This window comes from Dinghuibacter silviterrae (assembly GCF_004366355.1).
Lineage (GTDB): Bacteria > Bacteroidota > Bacteroidia > Chitinophagales > Chitinophagaceae > Dinghuibacter > Dinghuibacter silviterrae.
Map to the genome: position 1 here is coordinate 1,599,089 of NZ_SODV01000002.1, position 21,950 is coordinate 1,621,038.

General features: G+C 54.9%; 10 protein-coding genes. 4 read left to right on the forward strand and 6 right to left on the reverse strand.

Annotation, left to right across the window (positions count from 1 at the left end; translation table 11 throughout):
- Positions 1 to 47 precede the first annotated feature (47 nt).
- Positions 48 to 248, forward strand: a complete 201-nt coding sequence (locus tag EDB95_RS23790; RefSeq protein WP_133998371.1) for a hypothetical protein — start codon at positions 48 to 50, stop codon at positions 246 to 248.
- On the opposite strand, the gene EDB95_RS23795 is transcribed toward EDB95_RS23790, so the two are convergent.
- Positions 230 to 1,246 carry a LacI family DNA-binding transcriptional regulator gene (locus EDB95_RS23795; RefSeq protein WP_133998375.1) on the reverse strand — a complete coding sequence of 339 codons (1,017 nt, stop codon included), beginning with the start codon at positions 1,244 to 1,246 and terminating at the stop codon, positions 230 to 232. The genes EDB95_RS23790 and EDB95_RS23795 overlap by 19 nt on opposite strands.
- Complete coding sequence (locus EDB95_RS23800; RefSeq protein WP_133998378.1) at positions 1,243 to 3,138, reverse strand: glycoside hydrolase family 127 protein; 1,896 nt, start codon at positions 3,136 to 3,138, stop codon at positions 1,243 to 1,245. Before EDB95_RS23800 ends, EDB95_RS23795 begins: the two co-directional genes overlap by 4 nt.
- 484 nt (positions 3,139 to 3,622) lie before the next feature.
- Here EDB95_RS23800 and EDB95_RS23805 point away from each other — a divergent pair, with 484 nt between their 5' ends.
- The 3 genes from EDB95_RS23805 to EDB95_RS23815 all read left to right on the forward strand — a co-directional run bounded on the left by EDB95_RS23805 (position 3,623) and on the right by EDB95_RS23815 (position 6,318).
- Positions 3,623 to 4,177 (forward strand): Crp/Fnr family transcriptional regulator, encoded by a 555-nt coding sequence (locus tag EDB95_RS23805; RefSeq protein WP_133998381.1) that lies wholly within the window; start codon positions 3,623 to 3,625, stop codon positions 4,175 to 4,177.
- Positions 4,178 to 4,242: 65 nt separating this feature from the next.
- Entirely contained in the window at positions 4,243 to 4,950 is a 708-nt protein-coding gene (locus EDB95_RS23810) for a hypothetical protein (protein ID WP_133998384.1), read from the forward strand.
- 108 nt (positions 4,951 to 5,058) lie between these two features.
- The gene (locus EDB95_RS23815) at positions 5,059 to 6,318 is read left to right on the forward strand and encodes an ATP-binding protein (RefSeq protein WP_133998387.1); all 1,260 of its coding nucleotides are present in this window, start codon (positions 5,059 to 5,061) and stop codon (positions 6,316 to 6,318) included.
- Between the two features lie 2 nt (positions 6,319 to 6,320).
- On the opposite strand, the gene EDB95_RS23820 is transcribed toward EDB95_RS23815, so the two are convergent.
- The 4 genes from EDB95_RS23820 to EDB95_RS23835 all read right to left on the reverse strand — a co-directional run bounded on the left by EDB95_RS23820 (position 6,321) and on the right by EDB95_RS23835 (position 21,904).
- Positions 6,321 to 7,217: a hypothetical protein gene (locus EDB95_RS23820; protein WP_133998390.1), complete on the reverse strand. Its 897-nt coding sequence runs from the start codon at positions 7,215 to 7,217 to the stop codon at positions 6,321 to 6,323.
- Positions 7,218 to 7,229: 12 nt separating this feature from the next.
- Positions 7,230 to 7,832 carry a PepSY-associated TM helix domain-containing protein gene (locus EDB95_RS23825; protein WP_133998393.1) on the reverse strand — a complete coding sequence of 201 codons (603 nt, stop codon included), beginning with the start codon at positions 7,830 to 7,832 and terminating at the stop codon, positions 7,230 to 7,232.
- Entirely contained in the window at positions 7,829 to 9,283 is a 1,455-nt protein-coding gene (locus EDB95_RS23830; protein WP_133998396.1) for a DUF2271 domain-containing protein, read from the reverse strand. Before EDB95_RS23830 ends, EDB95_RS23825 begins: the two co-directional genes overlap by 4 nt.
- 96 nt (positions 9,284 to 9,379) lie before the next feature.
- Positions 9,380 to 21,904 (reverse strand): Tc toxin subunit A-related protein, encoded by a 12,525-nt coding sequence (locus tag EDB95_RS23835; protein ID WP_133998399.1) that lies wholly within the window; start codon positions 21,902 to 21,904, stop codon positions 9,380 to 9,382.
- Positions 21,905 to 21,950: the final 46 nt, after the last annotated feature.

The window sequence follows — 21,950 nt, forward strand, 5'->3', positions numbered from 1 at the left end:
ATCCCGGAAAAATGTAGTATACTTTCATTAGCTAAACTAATCAAAGTATGCAAAAACTATCCAAAAGCGAAATGAAACAGGTACGGGGTGGCATCGGCACCTGCATGGCCATCCTGATTTGCGACTGTAGCGGTACAGACAAGGAAGAAATTGTCGATTGCGTGTATGCCGGCGGGGGCTGGACCGCAGGCTGCACCAGCAACTGTTCCTGGGTAAGGACAGTCGTGGATTACTGCGATCTTTGCTGAGACGAATCCCTGATCACAAGGTGGGTAGGAAGATGGAGCGACCGGGGGGCCTTATGCCCCGCGTGTTCCAGCTTTTGTAAAAGAAGGTCGACGACCTCCGTGCAGATGGCCTCCAGCGGCTGCGCCACTGCCGTGATCGAAGGTTTGAATAATTTGAACCAGTTGCAATCGTCAAATACGGCAATTGCCACCTGGTCAGGGATATTCCATCTCCGCATGGCAATGGCTTCCAGTCCGTTTTCTGCCAGGTAGTTGGTGGCAAACAGGACCGCGTCCGTGTCCGCGGGTATATTTTTCTCGATGTCGCTGACGGCCTTCTCCCTTTGTTCGTGGTATTTGATGCGCAGGATTTTTGCTCTTTTCCCCGCCTCCGCCAGGCAGTCTAAATACCCGCGCTCCCGTTCCCGCATCTGGATTTGTTCCGACGTCAGCGTCACCAATGTGATATGCTTATAGCCGTTGTCCAGTAAGTGCCGGGTCGCCCGGTAAGCGCCCTGGTGGTTATCCACCAAGACACTGTCCACCTCCAGGTTGGGCAACGTCCGGTCAAAAACGATGACCGGTAGCTCGTCTGCGATCAGTTCCCTGATGTCCTCCTCGATCCCCGGTGGCGGCGCAATGATGTATCCGTCTACCTGGTGGTTTCTAAAAACCTGTATCAGGTCTTTGGCTACCGCGGTGTTGTTCTCCGTACTTCCATAAATGATCCGGTACCCCTTTACCGAAAGGATTTCCTCGAATTTCCGGGCGATCGATGAGAAAAAGGCGTCTGAAATATCCTCCACCATCATCCCGATCGTTTTGCTCCTGCCCGTCCGCAGCCCCTGTGCCATCCGGTTCGGCCGGTACCCCACCTTTTCGATGTACGCCAGCACCCGGCGCTCCATGGCCTTGCTCACCCCGTTTTCCGCCGCCTTCCCGTTCAACACAAACGAAACGGTCGTCTTTGACACCTTCAGCTGTTCCGCAATATCCCTGATAGAGAGTTTCTTTTTCATCGCGCCAGTTTCCAATAAACAATATACCGTTCCCGGTGGATGTCGTACAGCGGGCGCAGCACGAGGTGACGGTCTTTGACCTCGAACGTCAGCGGACCGGTCTGCCTGATCTTTGCGCTATCCAGCGTCGTCCCGATGTTTGCCGGTACATGGTAGTCATACGTATAATAGTCGTTGTGCTTCCGTGGGTCTGAATACGGCTCCCGTCCTGTAAACCCTTCCGTCCCCATTTCCCCCGCCAGGATGATCGGCCCGTAGGCTATGGCGGCGACGTTGGGATTGTCGTTGGCCGGAACGGTGTGAAGACGCATGGGGAAATTTACCTCTATGACGTCCCCTGTCTGCCACCGCCTGGACAGCACGATATAACTGCCTGGTTTTTCCTTGATACGTATTGATTTCCCGTTTATCCGGATGCTCGCTCCGTCCACGGCCCAGGACGGATACCGAAGGAGAAGCTCCTGTATGTCCCCACCCGCCGTCAACACCGTCAATTTTGTCGCACCGGTTTGCGGGAAATCCGTTTCCTGTCTCAATCCAAACTGCCCATGCAGCTCCGAAGGAATAAAAAGGTTCACCACGACCCCGCGGTCTGTATGGTAATAAATGCTTTCCCCGTACTTTGCCTGGTTCTCGAACCCCGTCCCCACGCAGCACCAAAAAGAACTGTCCGGCGTACTATACACCTTATGCGCCCCCGCCATCATGGGCAGGAAATACGCGATCATCCCCGTCTTCGGATCCTGTTGCCCGAGGATATGGTTAAAAAGCGCCCGTTCATAAAAGTCCATATACCGCTCGTCCATCGTATGCGTATACAAATGCCGGGTCAGTTTCAGCATGTTGTATACATTACAGCTTTCCCCGGTATACCCCGTCAGGTGATCCGAAATATCATCCGCCTTGAAAAAGTGCTCCTGATCGCTGTTGCTCCCCGTCGCAAACGTATGGTGCTCCACCACCGTCTCCCAAAAGAACCGGGCAATTCCGTCTCCATCGCCTTTCCCGTCGATCTCATATTCCCGCGTCAGCCCGATCAGCTTGGGGATATAGGTATTCGCATGTCTGCCCGCCAATATATCCTTCCCCGCCTTTAGCGGTTCCAGGGTTTCGTTCTGATAAAATAAGTCCCCCAGCCATCGGTAGCTGGTGTCCGCCGTAATCGCATATAGGTTATAAAAGGTTTCATTGATCCCCCCGAACTCATTCTTCAACATCACCGCCCTTTGCGCGGGCCCGACCGTTTTTAGTTTGTTATACGCCCAGTTCCCCATGCCTTTCGCTATGTCCAACGCCTGCCGGTTGTTATCATACAAATACTGGTCGATCAACCCCGCGAGCAGCTTGTGCAGCGTATACCACGGCGCCCACACGTTCCCGCCCTCCAGGTTCCGGTTGATCAGCTCCTGGGGGAAAGCACTTAAATACCCCCCCTGGTCCAGCGCCTTTTGGACCTCCGCCAGGCCTTTGACGAGGCTATCCGCCTTGCTCCGGTACCGGTCGTCCTTTGTCGTGCCGTACAGCATCGCCAGCCCCGACAGGATATGCCCCGTCGTATGCCCCCTTAACTCACAGTCCAGCGACTCCCAGCCGCCCAACCGGAGCTCCTCCGAGTACCCGCCCTCGGTCCCGGACGGCACACCCGCATTCGTGCGAAAGCTATGCAACAACTTATCAACGGGGATGCTCATGATCCAGTGCTCCTCCCGTTCCATGTTTTCCGTAAAGCGGCTGTCCAGGAGGGTAACGTCCTCCAGATCGAAGGCGTAGACTTTGGGGATAAGGGCGTCCTTTATCGCAAATTTTGAGGCATGTTGACCTGGGTAATGTGATTGCGCCGCCAGGCCGGCGGCAAGGAAAAGTGGAGCAGCAGTCGACAGCAGTTTTTTCATGATGTAGCGTCTAAAAAAGGTGGGGGTAAAGATACAGTTATATTTACTAAATCGGTTTAATAAATTTAAGGCCATTCCGCCCGAGGCCCCTGGTTATCGGGTGGCTGAAACGGTTTAGATAAATGCTCCCCTCCATGCGCACTTATACAATCGAACCTATATGCCTATGAACTATATCAATTATGTTGTATACTGTCATCAGCTAAACTAATCATACTATGACAAAACTATCAAAGGAAGACATGAGAAAATTGAAGGGCGGCGGCGGCGGTTGCTCGGCGAGCATCACTTGCTATTGCAGTGGCTCTTACGTGAAAGAAACCGTACCGTGCGTTTTTTTGGGTGGGGGATGGACGGCCAGTTGTACCAGTGACGCCTGTTCCTGGTATAGTACGCAAGTACCCTGCAGCTACCCCTGCTGAACTCTTTGTTTCGCAAAAATTGACCGCCGCGCCACCCCCGCGGCGGTCTCTTAATTATAGCCATGATCATCGATTATTTGAATTCCATCTACCCTATGTCAGAGGAATTAAAGGAATATCTGTCAAAAGTGGTACGATTCCAGGAGGTAAAAAGAAAACAATTCCTATTGAAGGAGGGACAGGTTTCCCGGGACATTTATTTCATCTGGAAAGGCATCGTCCGGTGTTATTATGTGTTGGATACCGGCGAAGAGGTGTCCGCCCGCTTTATGATGGAAGGGAATGCGGTCGCCCCGATATTGAGTTTTTTCCAGCAGGTTCAAAGCTACGAATCGCTCATCGCCTTTGAAGATTGCGAGTTGTATGCGTTGTCTTATGAGGATATGGAATACTGTAGAAGGAAATACCTGGAATTCAATTTTATCGCTTTTGAACTGATCAAGCGGAATTATCTTCAAAGCGAAGAACGTCTCCTGATCATCCGAAGGAGGACAGCCGAGGAGCGGTATAATCTATTAAGAGATCGCTGGCCAAAGCTTCTCCAAAGGGTTCCAAAAAAACACATCGCCAGTTATCTTGACCTTGCTCCCTGGTCGATCAGTCGTAAGGATCCCTGAGAAGTTGCTTTTTCACATCGTTTTTTTGTAACGCCTGGATTTAATTTAAAGGCAATCCAAGCGTTATGAAATGGCTAATCCGCCGGCGAAAACCGCAACATTCCTCCTGGAAACGGGGAGTGAACATCCAAGACATTTTTCAAACCTTTGAGAGGGTGCCGGACGCCGGTGCTACCTATACCCTTGAGTTGTGTATTGCGCTTCCGGTCAAGAACGACCCCGGCGCATCGATGAACTTCTCCGGGTGGGGGCTGATGGCGGGGCATTGTTTCCTGATCCTCAGAAAGCAAAATGGCCCCGTTGCCCATTCAAGGTCCTTTGGTTTTTATCCGGCACGCAGGCTGTCCTTCTGGAAGCCTCTCCGGCCCTATCCTTCCTGCATCCGGGACAACAGGCTGCATAGGGCGCACGCACGTACCAGGATGACCATTTCTCCCCAGGATTTTGAAACGGTGCGAGAGGCCGCATTCTCCGCCTCCATGAGCTCCTATCGTTTATTGGACTACAACTGCGCAGACTTTGCCTTAGCTGTCTTCAATAGCGTACGGGCCGAACCTGTCGTTCCGCCACCCTATGGGGTCCAGTGCTTTGGTATACCGCTTGGGTATAACCGGTTGCCGTCCCGTAAGCAAATGATGATTCCGCAGACGCCGCATGGGTTGTATGAGGTGCTCGGGGCGGCCGATCGCCTGCCTAATGGCGTGGCCTCTGGCCCAGAAGTCACTGACAGGCAACACGTTTCTGTTCGACAGAACGGCCTTGTCGCCAGTTAACGCCACGGTAGGTGGGGCTGCCGGCAAACTACAAGAAGTTTTTGCAAATTTAAAGGATATCTTTTAAATATTTAAAGGATATCTTTAAATTTGTAGGAAAACTGGAAGGTGCAGTACGTAAACCGCCATATTACCCCTAGAATAAAGGACGCCTTGAAGGTAAGCCCGATTGTCTTTTTGAATGGCGCCAGGCAAACCGGGAAAAGTACCTTGGCACAGAAGATTGCCCCGGAAATTAGTGCTGGCAAAGAGCAGCCCACCTATATTACGCTTGACAGGCCCGTTTATTTGGCTTCTGCGTCGTCCGCGCCTGAAGCCTTTTTGTCCAGCTATCCTGGACGGCCGGTTATTATTGATGAAGTCCAGTTGGCCCCGGAGCTATTCAGGGCTTTGAAAATTGCGGTGGATGAAGCCAGAATCACGGATAAGGAAACTGCAAATGGCAGGTATCTACTGACCGGTTCGGCCAATATCCTTGCCTTGCCCGCACTTGCAGATTCCTTGGTGGGGCGAATGGCGATTCTGACCTTATATCCGTTTACCGCAGCGGAAGCAACCTACAATATCCCAGGTGGGCTCGAACGTCTGCTGCGGCTGGATTTTAAAGAAATCCAAGATAAAGGGATTTCACTGATAGAAGCTATTAAGCGAGGTACATTTCCTGATATTGCCCAGGTCGGTACGGACGAACGTCGAATTTGGTTTGATGGATATATTACTTCCGTACTGCAACGGGATGTACGGCAGATTTCTGACCTGGAAAAGATTTCCTTATTGCCGCAATTATTGAACGTGTTGGCGGCGCGGGTCGGAGGCCTGATGAACGATTCCGATATATCGAGAGAGGTGGGACTGAACTCCGTTACAGGAAAATCATATCGGGGAATCCTGAAGCTCATGTTTTTGACCTTTGACGTCAGGCCCTGGCACAGAAACGTAGGAAAACGGCTGGTCAAAGCTGCCAAAGGCTATTTGATAGACACTAATTTGATTTGTCACCTGCTCGATTATAATATCGACGATATAGCCCGGACAAAGCCAGCGCTATTTGGCCACCTATTGGAGAATTTTGTGGCGACAGAGTTGTTAAAGCAATTGAGCAATAGTGATGTAAAAGCTGAGTTATATCATTTCCGCACCAGTGATGGCAAAGAAGTAGATTTTATTTTGGAAAAGCCGGACGGTTCTGTGCTGGCTATCGAGGTTAAAAGAACGGAGGCGGTGACCATGGAAGACTTCAAGGGTATCAAAGCATTTCAAGAATTGGCGGGTAATGACTTTATGGGCGGGATAGTGCTGTATGCCGGAAAAGATGTTGCGCCTTTTGGAAAAAATCTCTGGGCGGTGCCGATTTTTGCATTGTGGTAGGACTACCGGGATACTTTATTAAAAAGCTGATCCCCCAGCACTTTTACCTGTTTTATCGTGCCGGTTGCCGGGTCTTTTATAATGTTCAAGGGGAAGGAAAGGGCTTCGTTGTTGAAATAGGTGTCCGTCAGGGGCAGCAAGGGGACTTCTTTCTTATCCCAAAGCTGTACGACTTTCAGCCCCTTGTCCGTGGCAACCAATTGGATCTGGTTGTCGGGATCGTCTGCAGACTGGAATTGGCCTTCATACGACTGTAGTTGGGCGGAAGAAAGGGTCGGATTTTGGGTCTTGATCCAACGGTCTCGCCCAAACGCAAGTAGCTCGGTAATATTCCCTTGCGGGTCCTTGGTAAAAGAGAGATTGAATTGAGGTATCTGCCTGCTAAAAAATGCAAGCTCGGTCTCGGGCACGAAGGGGATTTCACGGCCGTCCCAGTGTTGTTTGAGTACAAGCTCGTTTCCTTTGACCATCAGCTGTACAAAACGGGTGGGGTCTTCCTGGAACTGGTAAAGCCCCTCGAAGCGTTTTAATTGATCCGGGGTATGGGCCATCTCTTTTTTCTCCACCGGATGGTAATCTTTGATGCGGGTCCATTCGCCGTTTCCTCCAACATTGACGCGGTCTGCAACCCCCGTCACCGGATCTTTATGGAAAACCAGGTGGATATGCCCCTCATCGCCGGTCTCTTTACTGACAAAGCTCCATCCGGTGTCCGGCACCAGGTGCATCTCCCCATTGTTCCACATCAACTTGGCCACAAGCAGGCTGTCGGTCGATGTAAAACGGACGACCAGGTCCTTGTTCTGGGGGGATTGAAAGTACCCGTCAAATGGTTTCAGCTTCTGAGCCAGCGTGACGGTGGACAACAAGGTGCAAGCAATCAACAAGAGGAGTTTCATATTGCAAAGTTTTTATTTTACCCATATCCGGTAGACCAGCCAGGCGACAAAAAGCCCGCAAACGGCGACCGCCAGCCCGCTGAGCCGTTTCTTTTTGAGGAAAAGAATCAGCAAAAACCCGGTCAGAGAAACCACCACCAATAAAAGGGCGCATATATCGATAAAAAGCGACCATGTATGACCGGTGTCCCGTCCCTTATGCAGGTCGTTGATCACCCCGACAAAACCGGCCGTGGTTTCCATGATATCGAATGCCCCGGTCCCCCGGTCGATAAATGCATCCGCCGCATACCCCGGCCCTTTAAAGGACACCCCGATCTGGTCGGGATCAATCCGAAAATCGCTGAGCGTGCCCTTCAGGTGGCAGGTATTGCGCAAATATTCCACGATATCCAGCCGTGCGATCTTCGTAGTGTCGGGGTCCTTCGTCCAGGCCGGGTTTAACCGGCCTTTTTGCTGGGCCGTATGCACCTCGTCCCCAAATTTATCCGCATGGTTTAGCGTAAGACCGGTCACCGCGAAAAAGAAAACGATCGCGAAACTCACCATGCTCAGATAAATATGCAACCACCGGACCAGCATGGCGGTTTTCCGCTTCCAGACAAGTTTGCTCATTTCTGCGTACACTCCATGGTTGCGTCCGAAATTTCCGCATTTCCAGCCAGGGTATATTTCTGAGCTGACCCATCCCATTGGATTTCCTGGCGCATCAGCTGATAGGTTCCGTGCTCCCTGGCGGCTTCGATTTTGACGATGTATTTCCCGGGTGCTACCGCATTACCATGATCGTCCTTGCCATCCCACTTCAATGAATACTTGCCTGCCGACCGGGTAGCGCTGGTGATCGAAGCGGAGAAGGTATTGTCCGTATAATACCGGTCCCGGTATTTGAGGTACCACGACTTGAGTTCGGGAAGGTAACGGTCGGGGCCGTGCCAAACGGAAATGGTGCGGACAGGCGCATGATTTTCATCTTCCACCCACACCGCCACATAGGGCCGCTTGGCAAAACCTTGTTGAAGCGTGATGCTGAGACTGATCAGCAGCTCGTTATCGGCACTTTGCGGCTTTGAGGTTTTTTCTGTTTCGAGCCGTTTCCAGCCGGTGCTTTCTACCGTCCTGCCGTCCCTCGTGAGGATAAGGTAATCTACCCCGGGCATGCTTTCGGCCAGCTTTTCGCTTTCTTCCGGCCGCATGACATTAAAGGCCGTTGCCAACGCCCCCGCATCCGTGGCGCTGGGGGCGACCACCGTTGCACTGAGAATGTTGTCGGCAGGCTGGCCCGTGCGGGGGTCGACGATATGCGAATACCATTTGCCCTGAATCAATTCACCCCGGCGATAGTTGCCGCTCGTCGCCACCGCCCTGTTGCTGACCCGGATCCGGTCGAGCGGAACGTCATTCTCTGCATCCGCCCTCGGATCGCTGACCAGAATATCCTCCGTTTGCCTGCCCGAGACCAGAAGGTCACCCCCGATATTGACGACGATCGCATCCACTTTTGCCGCGGCAAGAGCGACGTCTGAGGCGTGCTTGATAATATAGCTTTTGGTAAAGGAATTCAGCATAAGCGGGGCCGTTCCAAGATGGGTGGCCGTATGGCCCACAGGGTTCAATGCCCAATGCGTTTGCCGGACTTCGGCCACCGCCGCGCTCAGCTCCTCCTCCGTAGGGACCCTGCCCTTTTTCGCCGCTTCTTTCCAACAACGGGTAACCGCCTCGGCCGAAGCGTCCAACGCCCCGTCCGTCCGGTTGCGCCACTGGTCGAACAAGGAGAGCACATCGTACAAATCCGTCGAAATGTGGACCGGCTTGTCCGTCGTGGCCACCCACCGGCTGAATTCGCTACTGGGATCATACCCGCTTAATATTCCGGAAAGCCTGGAAATTTCCTGCAGGACGGCGGTTTCCGCTTTCGCGGATTCCTCCGGCGAGGAGGCTAAGATTTTTAGCTCCATCGACGTGCCCAATACGTTCTCGTAGTGGGATACAAAAGTCTGCGGATTTTTTGGGCTGGTAAACGCGAATAGCAGGACGGCAGCCAGTAAACCGGTCAGGGTCTTCATCAAAAGCGGTTTAAAGTTTACATGAAAGAGGGTGCTATCCACTAAATATAGGCAAAAAAAGACCGCCACGGACGACCGCGGCGGTCTTTTTGCCCCCTATTGCCGGGGCGACAGACTATACACGAAAATGATGAAGAGGTCATTGATATCCGCCGGGGCAACAGGCACAACCCCCGATCCTGTCCCATTGTTGATCGTCCAAAGCCCGGGCGCATCCTTACAAGGGGTCGTACTGTACATCATTTGACCAAACAGCGGATTCGGTCCGAAATGGAGCGGCACGTTGCTTAGTTTCTGTCCCGAGAGGTATAGGGAAGGCGCGTTGACCCCGGTCGTCATGTCGGCCAGAACGATCACGTTGCTGATTTTAACCGTCAACCCTTGCGTAAAATAGGGGAATCGCGTGCTGGTATCCAGGTCCAGCTCCTGTGTCGTCCCGGTGGGATGGAGGAACTTGTACCATTGAGTGGGGAAATCTCTCCGGGCGCTGAATCCCCTTGTCAACGTCAGCCCCGAGGTGTTCAGGGCGCTGCCGAGCTTGCTTTGCAGGCTTTGGCTGGCCACCGATTGAAGGGCCGGACCTCCTTCACGGGAGGTGTATTTGACATGGAGAATGAGGTCGGTAATGGTTGAGGGATCGAACTGGGGATATACACTGGTGAGCTGGATCTGCCAGGTACTGATGGCGCCTGCTCCTTCGAAGGGTACATACCGGTCGTCTTTCCCGCTCATCTCGAACAACCCGGCGTCGTTGACCCCGGAGCTGGTGGCGATATACTGGGTCATGGCGACATTGTCCAGGAACCGTCTGTCATTGGTGGGCGTGCCCTTGGCGTCGGTAAGGCGGGGGTAGTTGCCGGCCGTCCCGGCGGTATTGTCGATACGGACGGAATTGGACATCAGGGTCATTTTGAGACAGACAGGGGTATAAGGTCCTACGATACCGGGCAGGGTTACGGCTACCTGTTTGATGCGCCGGAAGTACTGGCCTGGGTAGTCGAGGTCGAAGAGCTCTTCCGGTACCGTCACGTAACAGGAGCCTGCGGACTTTAGCTGGAGGAGCGCGATGGGATCGAGCTGCGCCAGGGATACCTGCCGGGTTAACTCGTATTCACGGACATTGAGGGCAAAGTAGTCCGTTTCCATTTGTTTGAGGCTGTTCATCAGGTTCTCCCCGCTGAGCAAGCCTTTGTGTAGGCTGTCCCAGTACCCGTATTGGATATAGGATGTCCCCGGAATCCCCAATTCGTACCGGAAACAGATTTCTGTTTGTTTCGCAAAACTATACGCGCGCTGGTAGCTTTGGAAGTAGACGTTGGACAACTGGGTGACCATCCAGGTGTACAGCACCTGGTTGGTATATTTATTTTGGAGAAAGGTTTCAACGTCCTCTGCGTTCTGTATCAGCAGCTGTTGGTTTTGCTCGTCCTGGGTGGCGATTTGGATCTTATTCTGGGCGGCCTGGATCTGGGCGCCGACCTGGGTCAGTTCGTCCTTGGCCATGGTTAACTGGAAGTTCCATTCAGCCATCCGCCGCGTGTACCCGGCATTTGTGTTGGCCAGCGAGGCGGACCGGTCGTCGAAGTGCGCCTGGAAACTCATCCGTTGTACAAAACAATCCACGCCTTCGCCCAGGGTCGTACCCCCAAAGGTGACGGTCGCGGCCGGAGAACCGAACACGCCATTTATACCCATGGTGAAATTGGGCAGTTGCCGCAATATACCGGCCAGGATAGTCCCGTCGGATATGGGATCTTCCAGGGAGAGGGATTGCTGGTTGAGGGCAAGTGCCTGCTGCTCCAATTGGAGGAGTCCACCCTGTACCAGCCCGTTGTAGTAGGCAATCTTGTCGTTGATCAGCGCCTGGTAATCCTGGAGGTTGGTCAGGTTGAGGTTGGCGTCTGTGATTTGGAGTTGTTTGATTTTATCCACCGCTTGTTGGACAGAGACCTCCTGGGTCGCCCTCAACAGCGAAAGGCCTTCGGCATCTTGTTTTTCCAATGCGGAGAGCAAGGCCGATCCCAGGTTCCTTACCTCGCTACACAGTTCCGTGGCCTTTTGGATCATCACCATAAACCGGTAGTTGGGCAGGATACCTCCCCAGTCACTGATACTGCTGCCTTCCGGCCCTCCCATACCCGGTACGTTCGGGAAGGGGGACAACGGTTGGAATTGACCCTTTATGTTCATGCAGTTCCGGATCTGGTTGAGCAGGGTTTCGATCTTCGTCCAATAGCCCAACAGGACCTGGTTGGGAGGAATGCAAAAGTACAGGCCCGGCAATTGTTGGATCTTGGGTTTGGGCTTGCCGCCACCCGAGGGTGAGCCCCCGGGGGAGGCGGGCGGGATCAGGTTCTCGAACTGTACGACGGGGTCCGACAGGTAGCCTTCCGATCCGTCTATAAAGATCAGGGCTTCCAAGCCCAGCTCCAGTTGATAGTAGCTACACACCGGCGTTTCTACAAGGGGTGGGATCGCCTCGGGCTCGGTACCCAGGCATTCCAGCGCCAGCATATACAACTGGATGGCTATGTTGACCGATTCCATGGTATACTGCTGGTAGTTGAAGTTGGCCCAGGCGATCAGGTTATCCAGGTATTTCATAAAGGCCGTATACATGTAGGGTACGATACGGTATTGGGCCAGCATGTGCGGGTCGTAGGGGTCGTTGCGCCAGAGCTTGACGGAGAGCCAAAACGCTTCCTGGGCCCCAGGGTCGATCTCATAGAGAAGGATCTGGTCGGCCGTCAGGGTGGGGTTGGTATTTTCGAAAAACGGCTTGGTCACCCAGAATTTCTGGGGCACAGGGTCGCTGGAAGTGTCGGTGGGGTTGAAGATCAGCTTGAACCAGGTGTCTGCGTCTTCGAATTGCTGGTTCTGGCTGAGCATCATGGCTGACAGGAGGACGGTGTGGAAGAACAGTTCCCAGTTGTATTGGCCGTAGGCAGACAACTGTCCCACGGAAAGGGGGCCGAAGTCCATTTGTTCCAGCGGGCGCCCCCCGTAGGCATCCACGTTCAACACATTGCCCGTAGGAGAATACGCGGACGAAAAGCTGAAGTCTTTGTAGTTTGGGCTGCTTACGATAGGATTGGCCAACACCTCCGGGCTATTGTAATAGGTGGCGTCCCCCGTAAGCTGGATCGGCCGGTTGAGGATGGATTGTATGCCCTGTTGGGCATTGAGCTTGATGAATTGGTGGGCGAAAGGATGATAGAAGTTGGTGAACTGGAAGTACGGCCCGTTGTCGAGGGTCAGGTAATTGGTGTTGGAAAAAAAGGTGCTGAGTTGCCCGGCATCCCCGCCCGTGGCCAGGAAGGCCAGTTCCATGCCCTGGTAGTACTGGAAGCCGTTGAGGTAAAACGCCTGGTTCACAAAAAAGGTGCGGGTCGCATCCTGGTAAAAAAACGGCATCATGATCCCCAGGTAATCGAAATCGAGACTGTTGGTGAGCAGGTATTGGTATTTGGCCCAAAGCCCCATTTGCAGGTAGAGAAGGTTGGCATACCGTGTGCCGGAAGGGGCGTTGAGTATGGCGTATCCACTGCCGTCCAGCAAGGCGCCTGTGCCTTCGGTGAGCATATTATCCCAGTTGCTGCCCTGGAACCAGGTGGGGGCGATATAAGGCGAGTAATTGGCTACGGAAGCCAGGTCAATAGCGGTCGCATATCCCCGGGCCGGATCCAACAGGAAGGAATTGGGCCCGCCTTCGGCTATGATGGCGAGGGTGCCCGCTCCCCCGTTGGTGTTGTAACTCAGGGAAGAGGCCACGATCGTCAGACCCGATGGCAGCAGCGGATTCAGGATAGAGAGAAGCGTGGCGAGCGATCCCGAGCTTGTATAATTGATGAGCGCGCCCGACGACATGGTGTCGGGAAGATTGCCCACGAATATATAATTGTTGAGCCGGTCCAGGAGCTCCTGCACGGGAACGTTGGGCGCCCCCATATCGACGGTGACACTATAGGAGAAGTCATAGTCCTTGCCACTGAGCTTGAAGGTCAGGTCCAGGTTCACTTCGGCGGAGGAGGACTGGAAACAGGTGATCACCATGGTATTGTTGGTGAGCAGTGCGTCTATGGTCCCGGTATAGGCATTCGACGAAGGCGTGGGAATGTCAAGGGCTACGAAGACAAAGTCCGGAACGTCGGGATAAAGCGTGGGGCCGTTTCCACTGTACAGGATGGTGGCGGAAGACAGGGAATCCTTGGAAACCTTTTTCCCCGACCATTGGCCATTCTTGTACTCGCTGAACGCCAGTTGGATCTGCCAGTATTTGTTGGGTGGGGGCGTGCTGGCGGTGGTTTTCCCGGAGTTTTGCTGCGCTGTCTGTGTCTGCGTCTTCTTGTCTTCGTCGGTCGCCTGGGTAAACATGGGCCAGTACAGGTACAACCGTCCGTTTTGAACCACCGGGATGACCTGGTCGGAGGAGATGTCCGCCGTGACTTCTTCCCAGGGGCTCCAGGACCCGTTGATGTTGTCGATATTTTTGAAATACCGGTAATAGAAGGTGGCCGGGTCTCCTCCATAGGTACAGGCGAAGACGTGCAGTGTCTGGGTGGGTTCATCATACCACATTCCCTTTAATTGCAGTCTTGCCACCTGGTCCAGGCTTTGCAAATAGTTGTCATAGGCAGCCTGCACAATATCCACGGTGACGGCGCCCTGGGTGAGGTCGTTTTGCAAATCCTGGAAAAAGGACGACTGGTTGGGAAGCGCCTGGGGAAGGATGAGATTTTCAGGGAAAAGGAAGGTGTACCTGGCCTCGTACCAGCCCTCGTACGTCCCCATCCAGCTCCACTGTTCCCAGTCTTCGTCGAGCGTCGTATTGGCCTGTATCCTCGGCGCTTCCAGGTTAAGCAGGCAGCGTTGAACAAAGAGTTGTATCGAGCAATAGGCCTGTATTGTCCGTGTCGTCGGTTGACACGCGCCCATTTCGACATCGATCAGGAAGTTGCCGTATACCGTAAAGGTATCCGGGAAGATATCGAACTTTCCATAAGGATTGGTGACTTTGTTGGACAACAGATAAGCCACGAGCGCGTCCCGTCGCTCTTGTCTCAGTGTATTCATCAAAGGCTGTATGGCGCTCATCCAACTGGTGTCGTCCGGATAAATCGACTTCAGTGCCTGTTTGATGTCCACGGCAACCGTTTCGGTGATGGGATTGATCGTCCAGTTGACACAGCGGGAGGGTGTCACCTTCAATTGTCCTGCCGACTGGAAACAGCTGGACAGGCAGAGGAGGGTGGTGATATCCCCCAGGTCGGGGATGCATCCTACCGGAGGGACGGCTGTATCTTTTAGCTTAAGGGGATTCAAGACCAGGTTGGGGAGGTTGGGCTGACCCACGTTCAGCAGGTAGGAGAGTTGGATGGGGTCCCAGCCCGTCAGTTGGATGAGTGCCCGCAACAAGGCCCCGGGGTTCGGTGGTATCACCGGGGTGGCGGAAAGGTCCTGGCCAATCATCAGTGCTGCGGAGATGATGTCGTAGACGGACAACTGGGTGGTTTGTCCCGGTTGGGCGAGGTCCGGTATGGTGATCGTCTTGTATTGCCGTTCGAAGAGACAAAGATCGTTGAGGATGCTCCACGAGCCGAAGGATATGGGGGATGAAGGCGTCGGCCAGGCAAAGAGATCGGGTGTCCCAATGGAAGAACCCAGCTCCAGCAGCCATTGTATATCCGTGGAGGACAGGTTGAAGGTATTGATGAGAAAGGCAGCCCTGGCCAGCTTCATATAGGTTTGTGCGAGTGGATATTGGGTAGGGTCGGGGTTGAGGGCTTTGTTATTGCCGGTAAAAGCAGGGTCTATAAATGCGGTGACATAGTTCGTCAGCACCCCTGCGACTGCCGCTGTCACGCCGAAGTTAGAGGCGATCTGGGCGGATAGCGCATCCATTTCTTTGATGGTCTGGTAGCTTGTACTGAGGGTATCCAGGAAGTAGGCGTACCGGTCCGCCTGGGCGATGGTGGGGGTAGCCAGGGTGGCGTATAGGGCGTCGAACCCGGCGCCGGCCGCCCTGTTGGCATCGCCGGACGACTGATAAAGTAGGGACAAGGCCTGTTGGTAGGCAAAACCGCTACCCAGCGACTGGAGGACAGCAAGATCGGCGGACGCAATGCATCCGGCCAGCGTCAAGGTACCGGTGTCCGCCGAAAAGGATAACTGGTTGGCGTATACCGGCGGGAAAATAAGGGGAGGAAGGCCGAAATACCCCGTGGACGTTACCACGGTGCCGGGGGCGCTGGGCTGGGAAGCCAGGTAGATGCCTGTTACGGCGTTGCGGTAGGCTGGGTCCGGGGATTGCGCGAGCAGGCCCACGTAATCGACAAAGGACATGGGCCCGGTAAACGAGAGGGTGCCTCCCTGGTAGCTGATGACCGCTCCGCCCGACAACGTCAGACCGGAAGCGCTAAACGGCGTATCGGGTGGTGGGGCGAAGACCATGATGTTCCCGGGGTTCGCCCCCAGCGTCGCCAGTTGTTGCACCGCGGCGGCAAAATCGGGATCGGTGGTCTGTATGCCGGCCGTCAACAGGGTAACCGTTGCGGGCGGTATGGGGATGGCCCCGGAATAGTAGAGGATACTGCTGTTGCTATCATAGCCCCACCCGGCTGTCTTAGCGGCTGACGGAATGAGCACGGGGGGGAGGGCTGCCAGCGGGGTGGTATTGACAACGACGGTTTGCGACCCTGTATACAGCTTTTGGATGGATTGGGTGTACGTGTCATTCGTGGACGGAGGGACCAGGGCCAGGAGCGCACTTTGCTGCGCGGCGGTCATCTGCCCGGTGAAGCTCAGCACATAGGTGGACCCTGTACTCTGTACGGTGACGCCCTGGCTCTGGAGGTCGGAAGGCTTGACGCCATCCGGCAGCCCTCCACCGGAAACTGCTTCCAGGGAGACCACGGTGGTGACCTGGGATTGGTCGTGGAGCTGCCGGACGGCGGCCTGGTAGGAGGCGTTGTCGCTCAATGCCAGCAGGGTGTCGCGTTCCGCATCCGGCATTTGGCCGGTATATGAGAGTTGGCCATCCTGCCAGGAGACCGGTGCGCCCGCCGGAAAGGAGATGGAAGGAAGCGCGGCCAGCACCACTCCCGTCGTTTTAGAGGGCGGGGGGGGCGTACTGTACATGAATTGGATGGCGTCTGTATAACCGGGATCCGTGCCCAACTGGGCGAGGTTGAACCCGTCGTTGCAGGAGGTATCCGGTGTTCCCGTGAAAATGATGGCTCCGCTGGTATAGACCGTGCTCCCGATGTTGCCGTCCGGCAACGGGACATAAGCGGGAGGAAGGGTGGCCCCGAAGATAGCGGACGTTTGGTTATACAGACACCCGATCGCTGCCTGGTAGGCCGGGTCAGCGCTGAGGGCCAGGAGGGCGGTTTGTGTTTGGGGCTGCATCTGGCCGGTATACGTCAGGGTCATGTTGGTGCCGCTGGCGTTATAGAAGACGCCGTTCGCCGCGAACTGGGTGGTGTTCAAACCCGGAGGCTGGGGCAACGTGACGCCGTAGGTACCGGCGGTATTGGCGAGTTGGAACAAAGCGGCGACGGTAGTGCTCCAGTTGTTCAGACTGCTGAGGTTGTTCAGCGCGTCGCGTACGGTGGCGCTCATCTGCCCCGCGAAACTGACCATAGGGGGACTGGCCATTGCCGATAAGCCCGTGATCCCGCTAAGGTCAGGCAGCCCGGTCCAGCCGGAAGGAAGGGCTGCCAGCGGGGTGGACACGGTTTGCCCCGGTTGGGCGCTGATGAAAAGTTGACAGACCGCCTGTTGAAAATTCTTATCCGTGGAAATGCCCAGTAGTGCCAGACAATCTGCGGCGCTCATCGCACCGGTAAAAGAAAGTTCCATGACCCCCCCGGTATCCGCGGCATAAACCAGCCCATCCACCCCCGCATCGGGCAGACCGATCACGGGTATCGCGGCGAGCCGGACATAGGTGACGGTAGGTGCAAGGGCGCCCTGGCTGGCGACCAGCAATTGTGTCAGGGCGCAGGTATATACCGGGTCAGCACTTTGCGCAAGCAATGCGTTATACACCGGGGCGCTCATAGCCCCCGTAAAGCCCAGGGCGCCCTGCCCCCAGGAGAAACCGGGGACATTCTGGGCGATGGCGGTGGCGTTGGCAGTGAGCCAGGCTGGAACGGACGATCCGACCGGCACGGCCGATACGGGACAGGTTTGTGACTGTTGATAGAGGGTTTGGATGGCTGTCTGACCGGCGGCATCGATACCGGGAAGGTGGCCGAGGTACGTGCTGTCTGTCCCGGCGAGCGCGTCGTTTACGAATATATAGTAGTGGGTGGTATCATATTGGAGACCGGTGATCGTCTTGTCCGGCAGCGATAGCACGGGCAGACGCTCCAGGTAAGTGGCGGTGGAGGACTGCGCGTACTGGGTCCGCAGTAATTGAAACAGGCGAAGGTTGTCCAGCACCTGGTCCAGATAGGTGGTGGCGTCGGTCTGGCCGAGGATAGAAAGGACTTTGGAGGCGATACCCTTGTCCCAGCCCAGGTCGGGATCGGCCAGCCATTTCGACAACAGGGCACCCTTGGGATCGGGCGCCACGGTCGCAGACGCGATGGCGGTTTGGAGTGCTGACCGGATGCTTTCCAGTCCATTGACCACGGTGGCGGGGTCTGGGATCAGGGAGGGGTTGGCATTGGATTGGTTGGTCAGGACATAGTTGAGGTCGTCCACCGTGAACCCGGCCTGTTGTATACTATTGAATAGACGGATAAACGAAAAGGTGCTTTCCGGGCTGGCCTTTTTGACGGGGCTGGGAAGCACCGCGTGCATCGGGTTGACGCCCACCAGGCCGGAAAACGTAAACAGGTCCGATACGCTGATCCCCAGTGCACCGGCTAAAAGCCCGCAGGAATAGATCAGGGAGAGGTTCGATAGGGAAAGGGCGCTGTAAGCGCCATTGCCGGCATTGATGATGGCCGTGAGGTCGTCCTGTGTGATCCCGCAAACGGTAAGGATAACCGCCACGGCACCCGGGTTGGCCTGGGCGTCCGTGATCTGGGTGGTGCCGGACAAAGGCCAGTGGAAAGCAGCGACCAGCGGGTTGGTGATCTGCCGGTTCTGAAAAAGCTGCTGGTAGAGGCCAGGGTCCATGTCTTCATAAAAGGTCAGCAATTGGGTGGCCGTCAGACCTAATTGTTGCATCAGTTGGAGAAAATAAAACAGGTTTGCCCCGAAACCGATGTTTAGTTGGCCGCCGCCCAGGAACATGATGCAATCGTCCAGCTCCGTCATCGATATCGATACGGAGGCCATCTGGTTGAGTTTTGTCCACAGCCGGAGGAACCGGTTGATATGATCGAATTTCTCCGAGGTCATATTCGTGATCACCATCAGGGCCGTATCGCAGGTATTGGAGGCCACCTTGTCCCCTATATAAGAATCCCCTTTGGGGTTGATGAAACGTAAGGTCAGCAGGGTTTGCAATTGCGTAAAATCCAACCCCGCGGCCACGAGGAACTTGTCCACTTCGGGCTGGCTTACATCGAGGGCGCCCCAGAAACGCAGTTGGGGGTCCGCCGCGGGAGGCACCTGGACCCTGGGGATGAATATGATGTCGGCCTCTCCGGTAGACAGCCCCATGTAAGCGATCACGATACCCGCGGTAAGGGTGTCCCCTTGTTTACTAAAAGTTTCCATCAGCGCGTAGCGCTGTTTGCCCATCTTCTCCAGGAAGGTATTGGCTTCGTTGCTGTAGAGGTCGAAGGGCAGTTGTTGCGGGATCAGCGTGGGGTAGAGGTGCCACTTATTGTTGCCTAAGGTGTCGAACGGGTCGCTGAGCGAATTGTAGACGTTCGTATTGGTATATTCCGGGTTGGCATTGATGTCGTCTGTTCCTAGGTGTGTCTGGTGGGTTTCCATCACGACCAGGTCAAAAAAGGTCTTGACCTTCCCCTCGCTGCCGCCCGCTGGATTAAATATATCCTGGGTGATCACCGATGACAATTTCGCCAGGGTGGGCCGGTCTACCTTGACATTGTTGATGACCTGTCCGTCTACCACGTCCAACCCGGGAATGTTCCCGTACACGTCCGAGTCCCGGTTCTCCAGGACCAGGGCCAGTTTGAGCGTGATGTACTGGTCCCGGATCACCCACTGGGCCACCCACGAACGGCCGCCGGTGATCCATTCGGGGTAATTCTCCGAGTCCGAAAAGAAGATCTCCGACACGACTGCCTGGGGCGTAAGGAGCGATATGTTGCAGATGGGGGTTTTGGGGTCCGCCCCGATCTTCATCAGCAGATCATATAAAACGGGGTTGATGGTGCCCGGGAACAAATGGATATACAACCAGATCAGGAATTCGGCATACACCGTCTCCCAGTCATTGCCTTCCAGCAGCATGCGGATAGCGGCAATGGGGGGAATGATGTAGTCTTCCAGCAACTCATTGACAATATCGATATAAGGCAGTTCGGTGTTCGTATTGTCGCAGTTCAGGTCGATATCGCCTATGTCCGGTCTGCGCCTCCACTGCAAACCGGCGTTTTTATAATTGTTGGCTTGCAATAAAGCCCGGGCGTTGGAACCGGAAGCGGTTTTTCGCAAGAACAGGTAATCCAGCAAATCGGTGACATAGGCGGGTATGCTGAGGAACGATGTACAGTCCGCGCAGGCACAGTAGGACGGACCTATCCCGAAAAGGTTGGCGAGGTCGGGGTAGTCGGAATAGAATTTAGAGGTAGGCAATTGCGGATTATAGTCGGTCATCGTGTTGGTGGACGGGTTGTTCAACCTCGTGGCCACCTGGCCGGCGACATACGTTGCCGCAGCATGCACGGTCGAGGCCTGGTCAAAGACCCCCTCCGCAACCGTTGCTCCGCCCAGTGTGTTGCCAAACTGGCCGACGAAAGCAGTTTTTCCCATGGCATAAATCTGCCGGGCCGAGCGAATATTGGCCGACAGGAGCGTCAGGGCTGCGTCCGCACCCGGCGTGGACCTGTAGACACGTTGTATCCCCATGACCTGGTTGGTGACGGTCTGCTGGTCTACGCCCGCCGGCAGGGGATTTTTCTGTACATGGGTATTCAGATAAGGGCTGACGGGAGTGTGTATGAGGTCGAAATCCGGTTGTGTCAGCACACCGGTGATGTAATCCCTGTTGGCCAGTGTCCAACTGGTGTTTTTTTGAAACCGGGAAGCAAAGACCTGGGTGGGATAGATCTTTTCAATGCCGGCCGCAAGGGTGGCGGCGGTGCTTTGGATGTCCGTGGGTGCTGCGGTCCCTGCGGCCCGGAGGAGGCTTGCCCAGTCACTCACGTCCTTATCCACCAAAGTGCCGAGGTCGTCGGGGGTATTGAGTTTCCCCTGCCCCATCAAGTAGGAGACCAGCGGCGTATTGTCCGATGTCCAGGAGGAAAGCTGGAATACCAGTTGGAGTTTTGCCAGTGCGGCCTGACCCGCTGCGCCCGCGTAGGCAGGGTCCGTCGACAGTGTGGACCAAATGGCCGGGGCCGCGGTTTTGGGGTCAATATTTAGAAAGGCCTGTTGTTGGGCTGCATTCAAACCCGCGAGCGTGAGCTTTGCGTAGACCGGGGCGGGGGGTAGCGTGCCTCCCGGTACCTGGGGTGGTGCATTCTTCAGTTCCTGGAGTTGGCGGCGTATATCGGTTTGGCCGGATAATGTTTTGTAAGGGATGTTATTTTGAAGCGCGGCTTGTTGAAGGTTGGCGATCATATCGTCGACCGACAGGGTCAAAAACGTCGCATACCCCTGTTCGATGGCTGTGTCGGCGTTGGGGGGGATCGCCTGGCCCATGACCTTACCCTGGATAAGAATGCCGTAGAATACACTGGCTTCCAATTTCGTCCATTGTGCAAACCGGAAGGCGGCAACCAGGGACAGGATGACGTTCGCGCTGAGCGTCGTTTTGGCATTTAGGAAGGACAGGTCCTGTGTTTTTTCGTTTTGCGACAGATCCTCTATAGTCAGGGGTCCGATCAATGACCGGACCGTCCGGACCGCCCTGGTGAAGTCGGAGGGACCCATAAAAGCCCTGGGGCCCATGTTGACGTCTACTGTCAATTGTGCGGGGGCATTATAAAAGGGACCGGAAGAAACCAGGTACATTCCACCGGGATCATAGACACGGACGACGACGTTGGCGCTCCCCTGGAGGGGATCATAGGTAATCATATACCGGCCTTTATCGTCCGTTTCCGCCTCTCCCAGCGCGTGCTCGTCCCGGATGCCTTTGTCGAATGCCATGACGCGCGCTTCCTTCAGGGGTTCTATCCACTCGTCATAGATCGTGCCTTGCACCTCGTAGACGACCGGAGTGGAGGAGACCAGCCCGTATTGGGACAACAGTGTATTGATGGCATCGGCGGTGGCCTCGTCGATCATCCCCGTGGGCGCCGTCTTCATACCGACGACCTGAAAAAGGCTCACGATCTGCCGGGTGGCCTCACCAAAGGTCCCCTCCGACCGTTCGTGACCAAAGGTTTCCCTGAAATCGGGGTTTTTGAACAATACCTCGAATTCCTTTTCTTTCATCTTGTGGCTGAGCGCCAATATGACTTCATGAAGGTTTTTGATCTCTGGCCCCCGATCACCGGATTGGATAGGGAAAAGAATTTTTTGCATATAATAATGTTGTGACGATGTATGTTTTTGTTGAAACAGGCGGTGT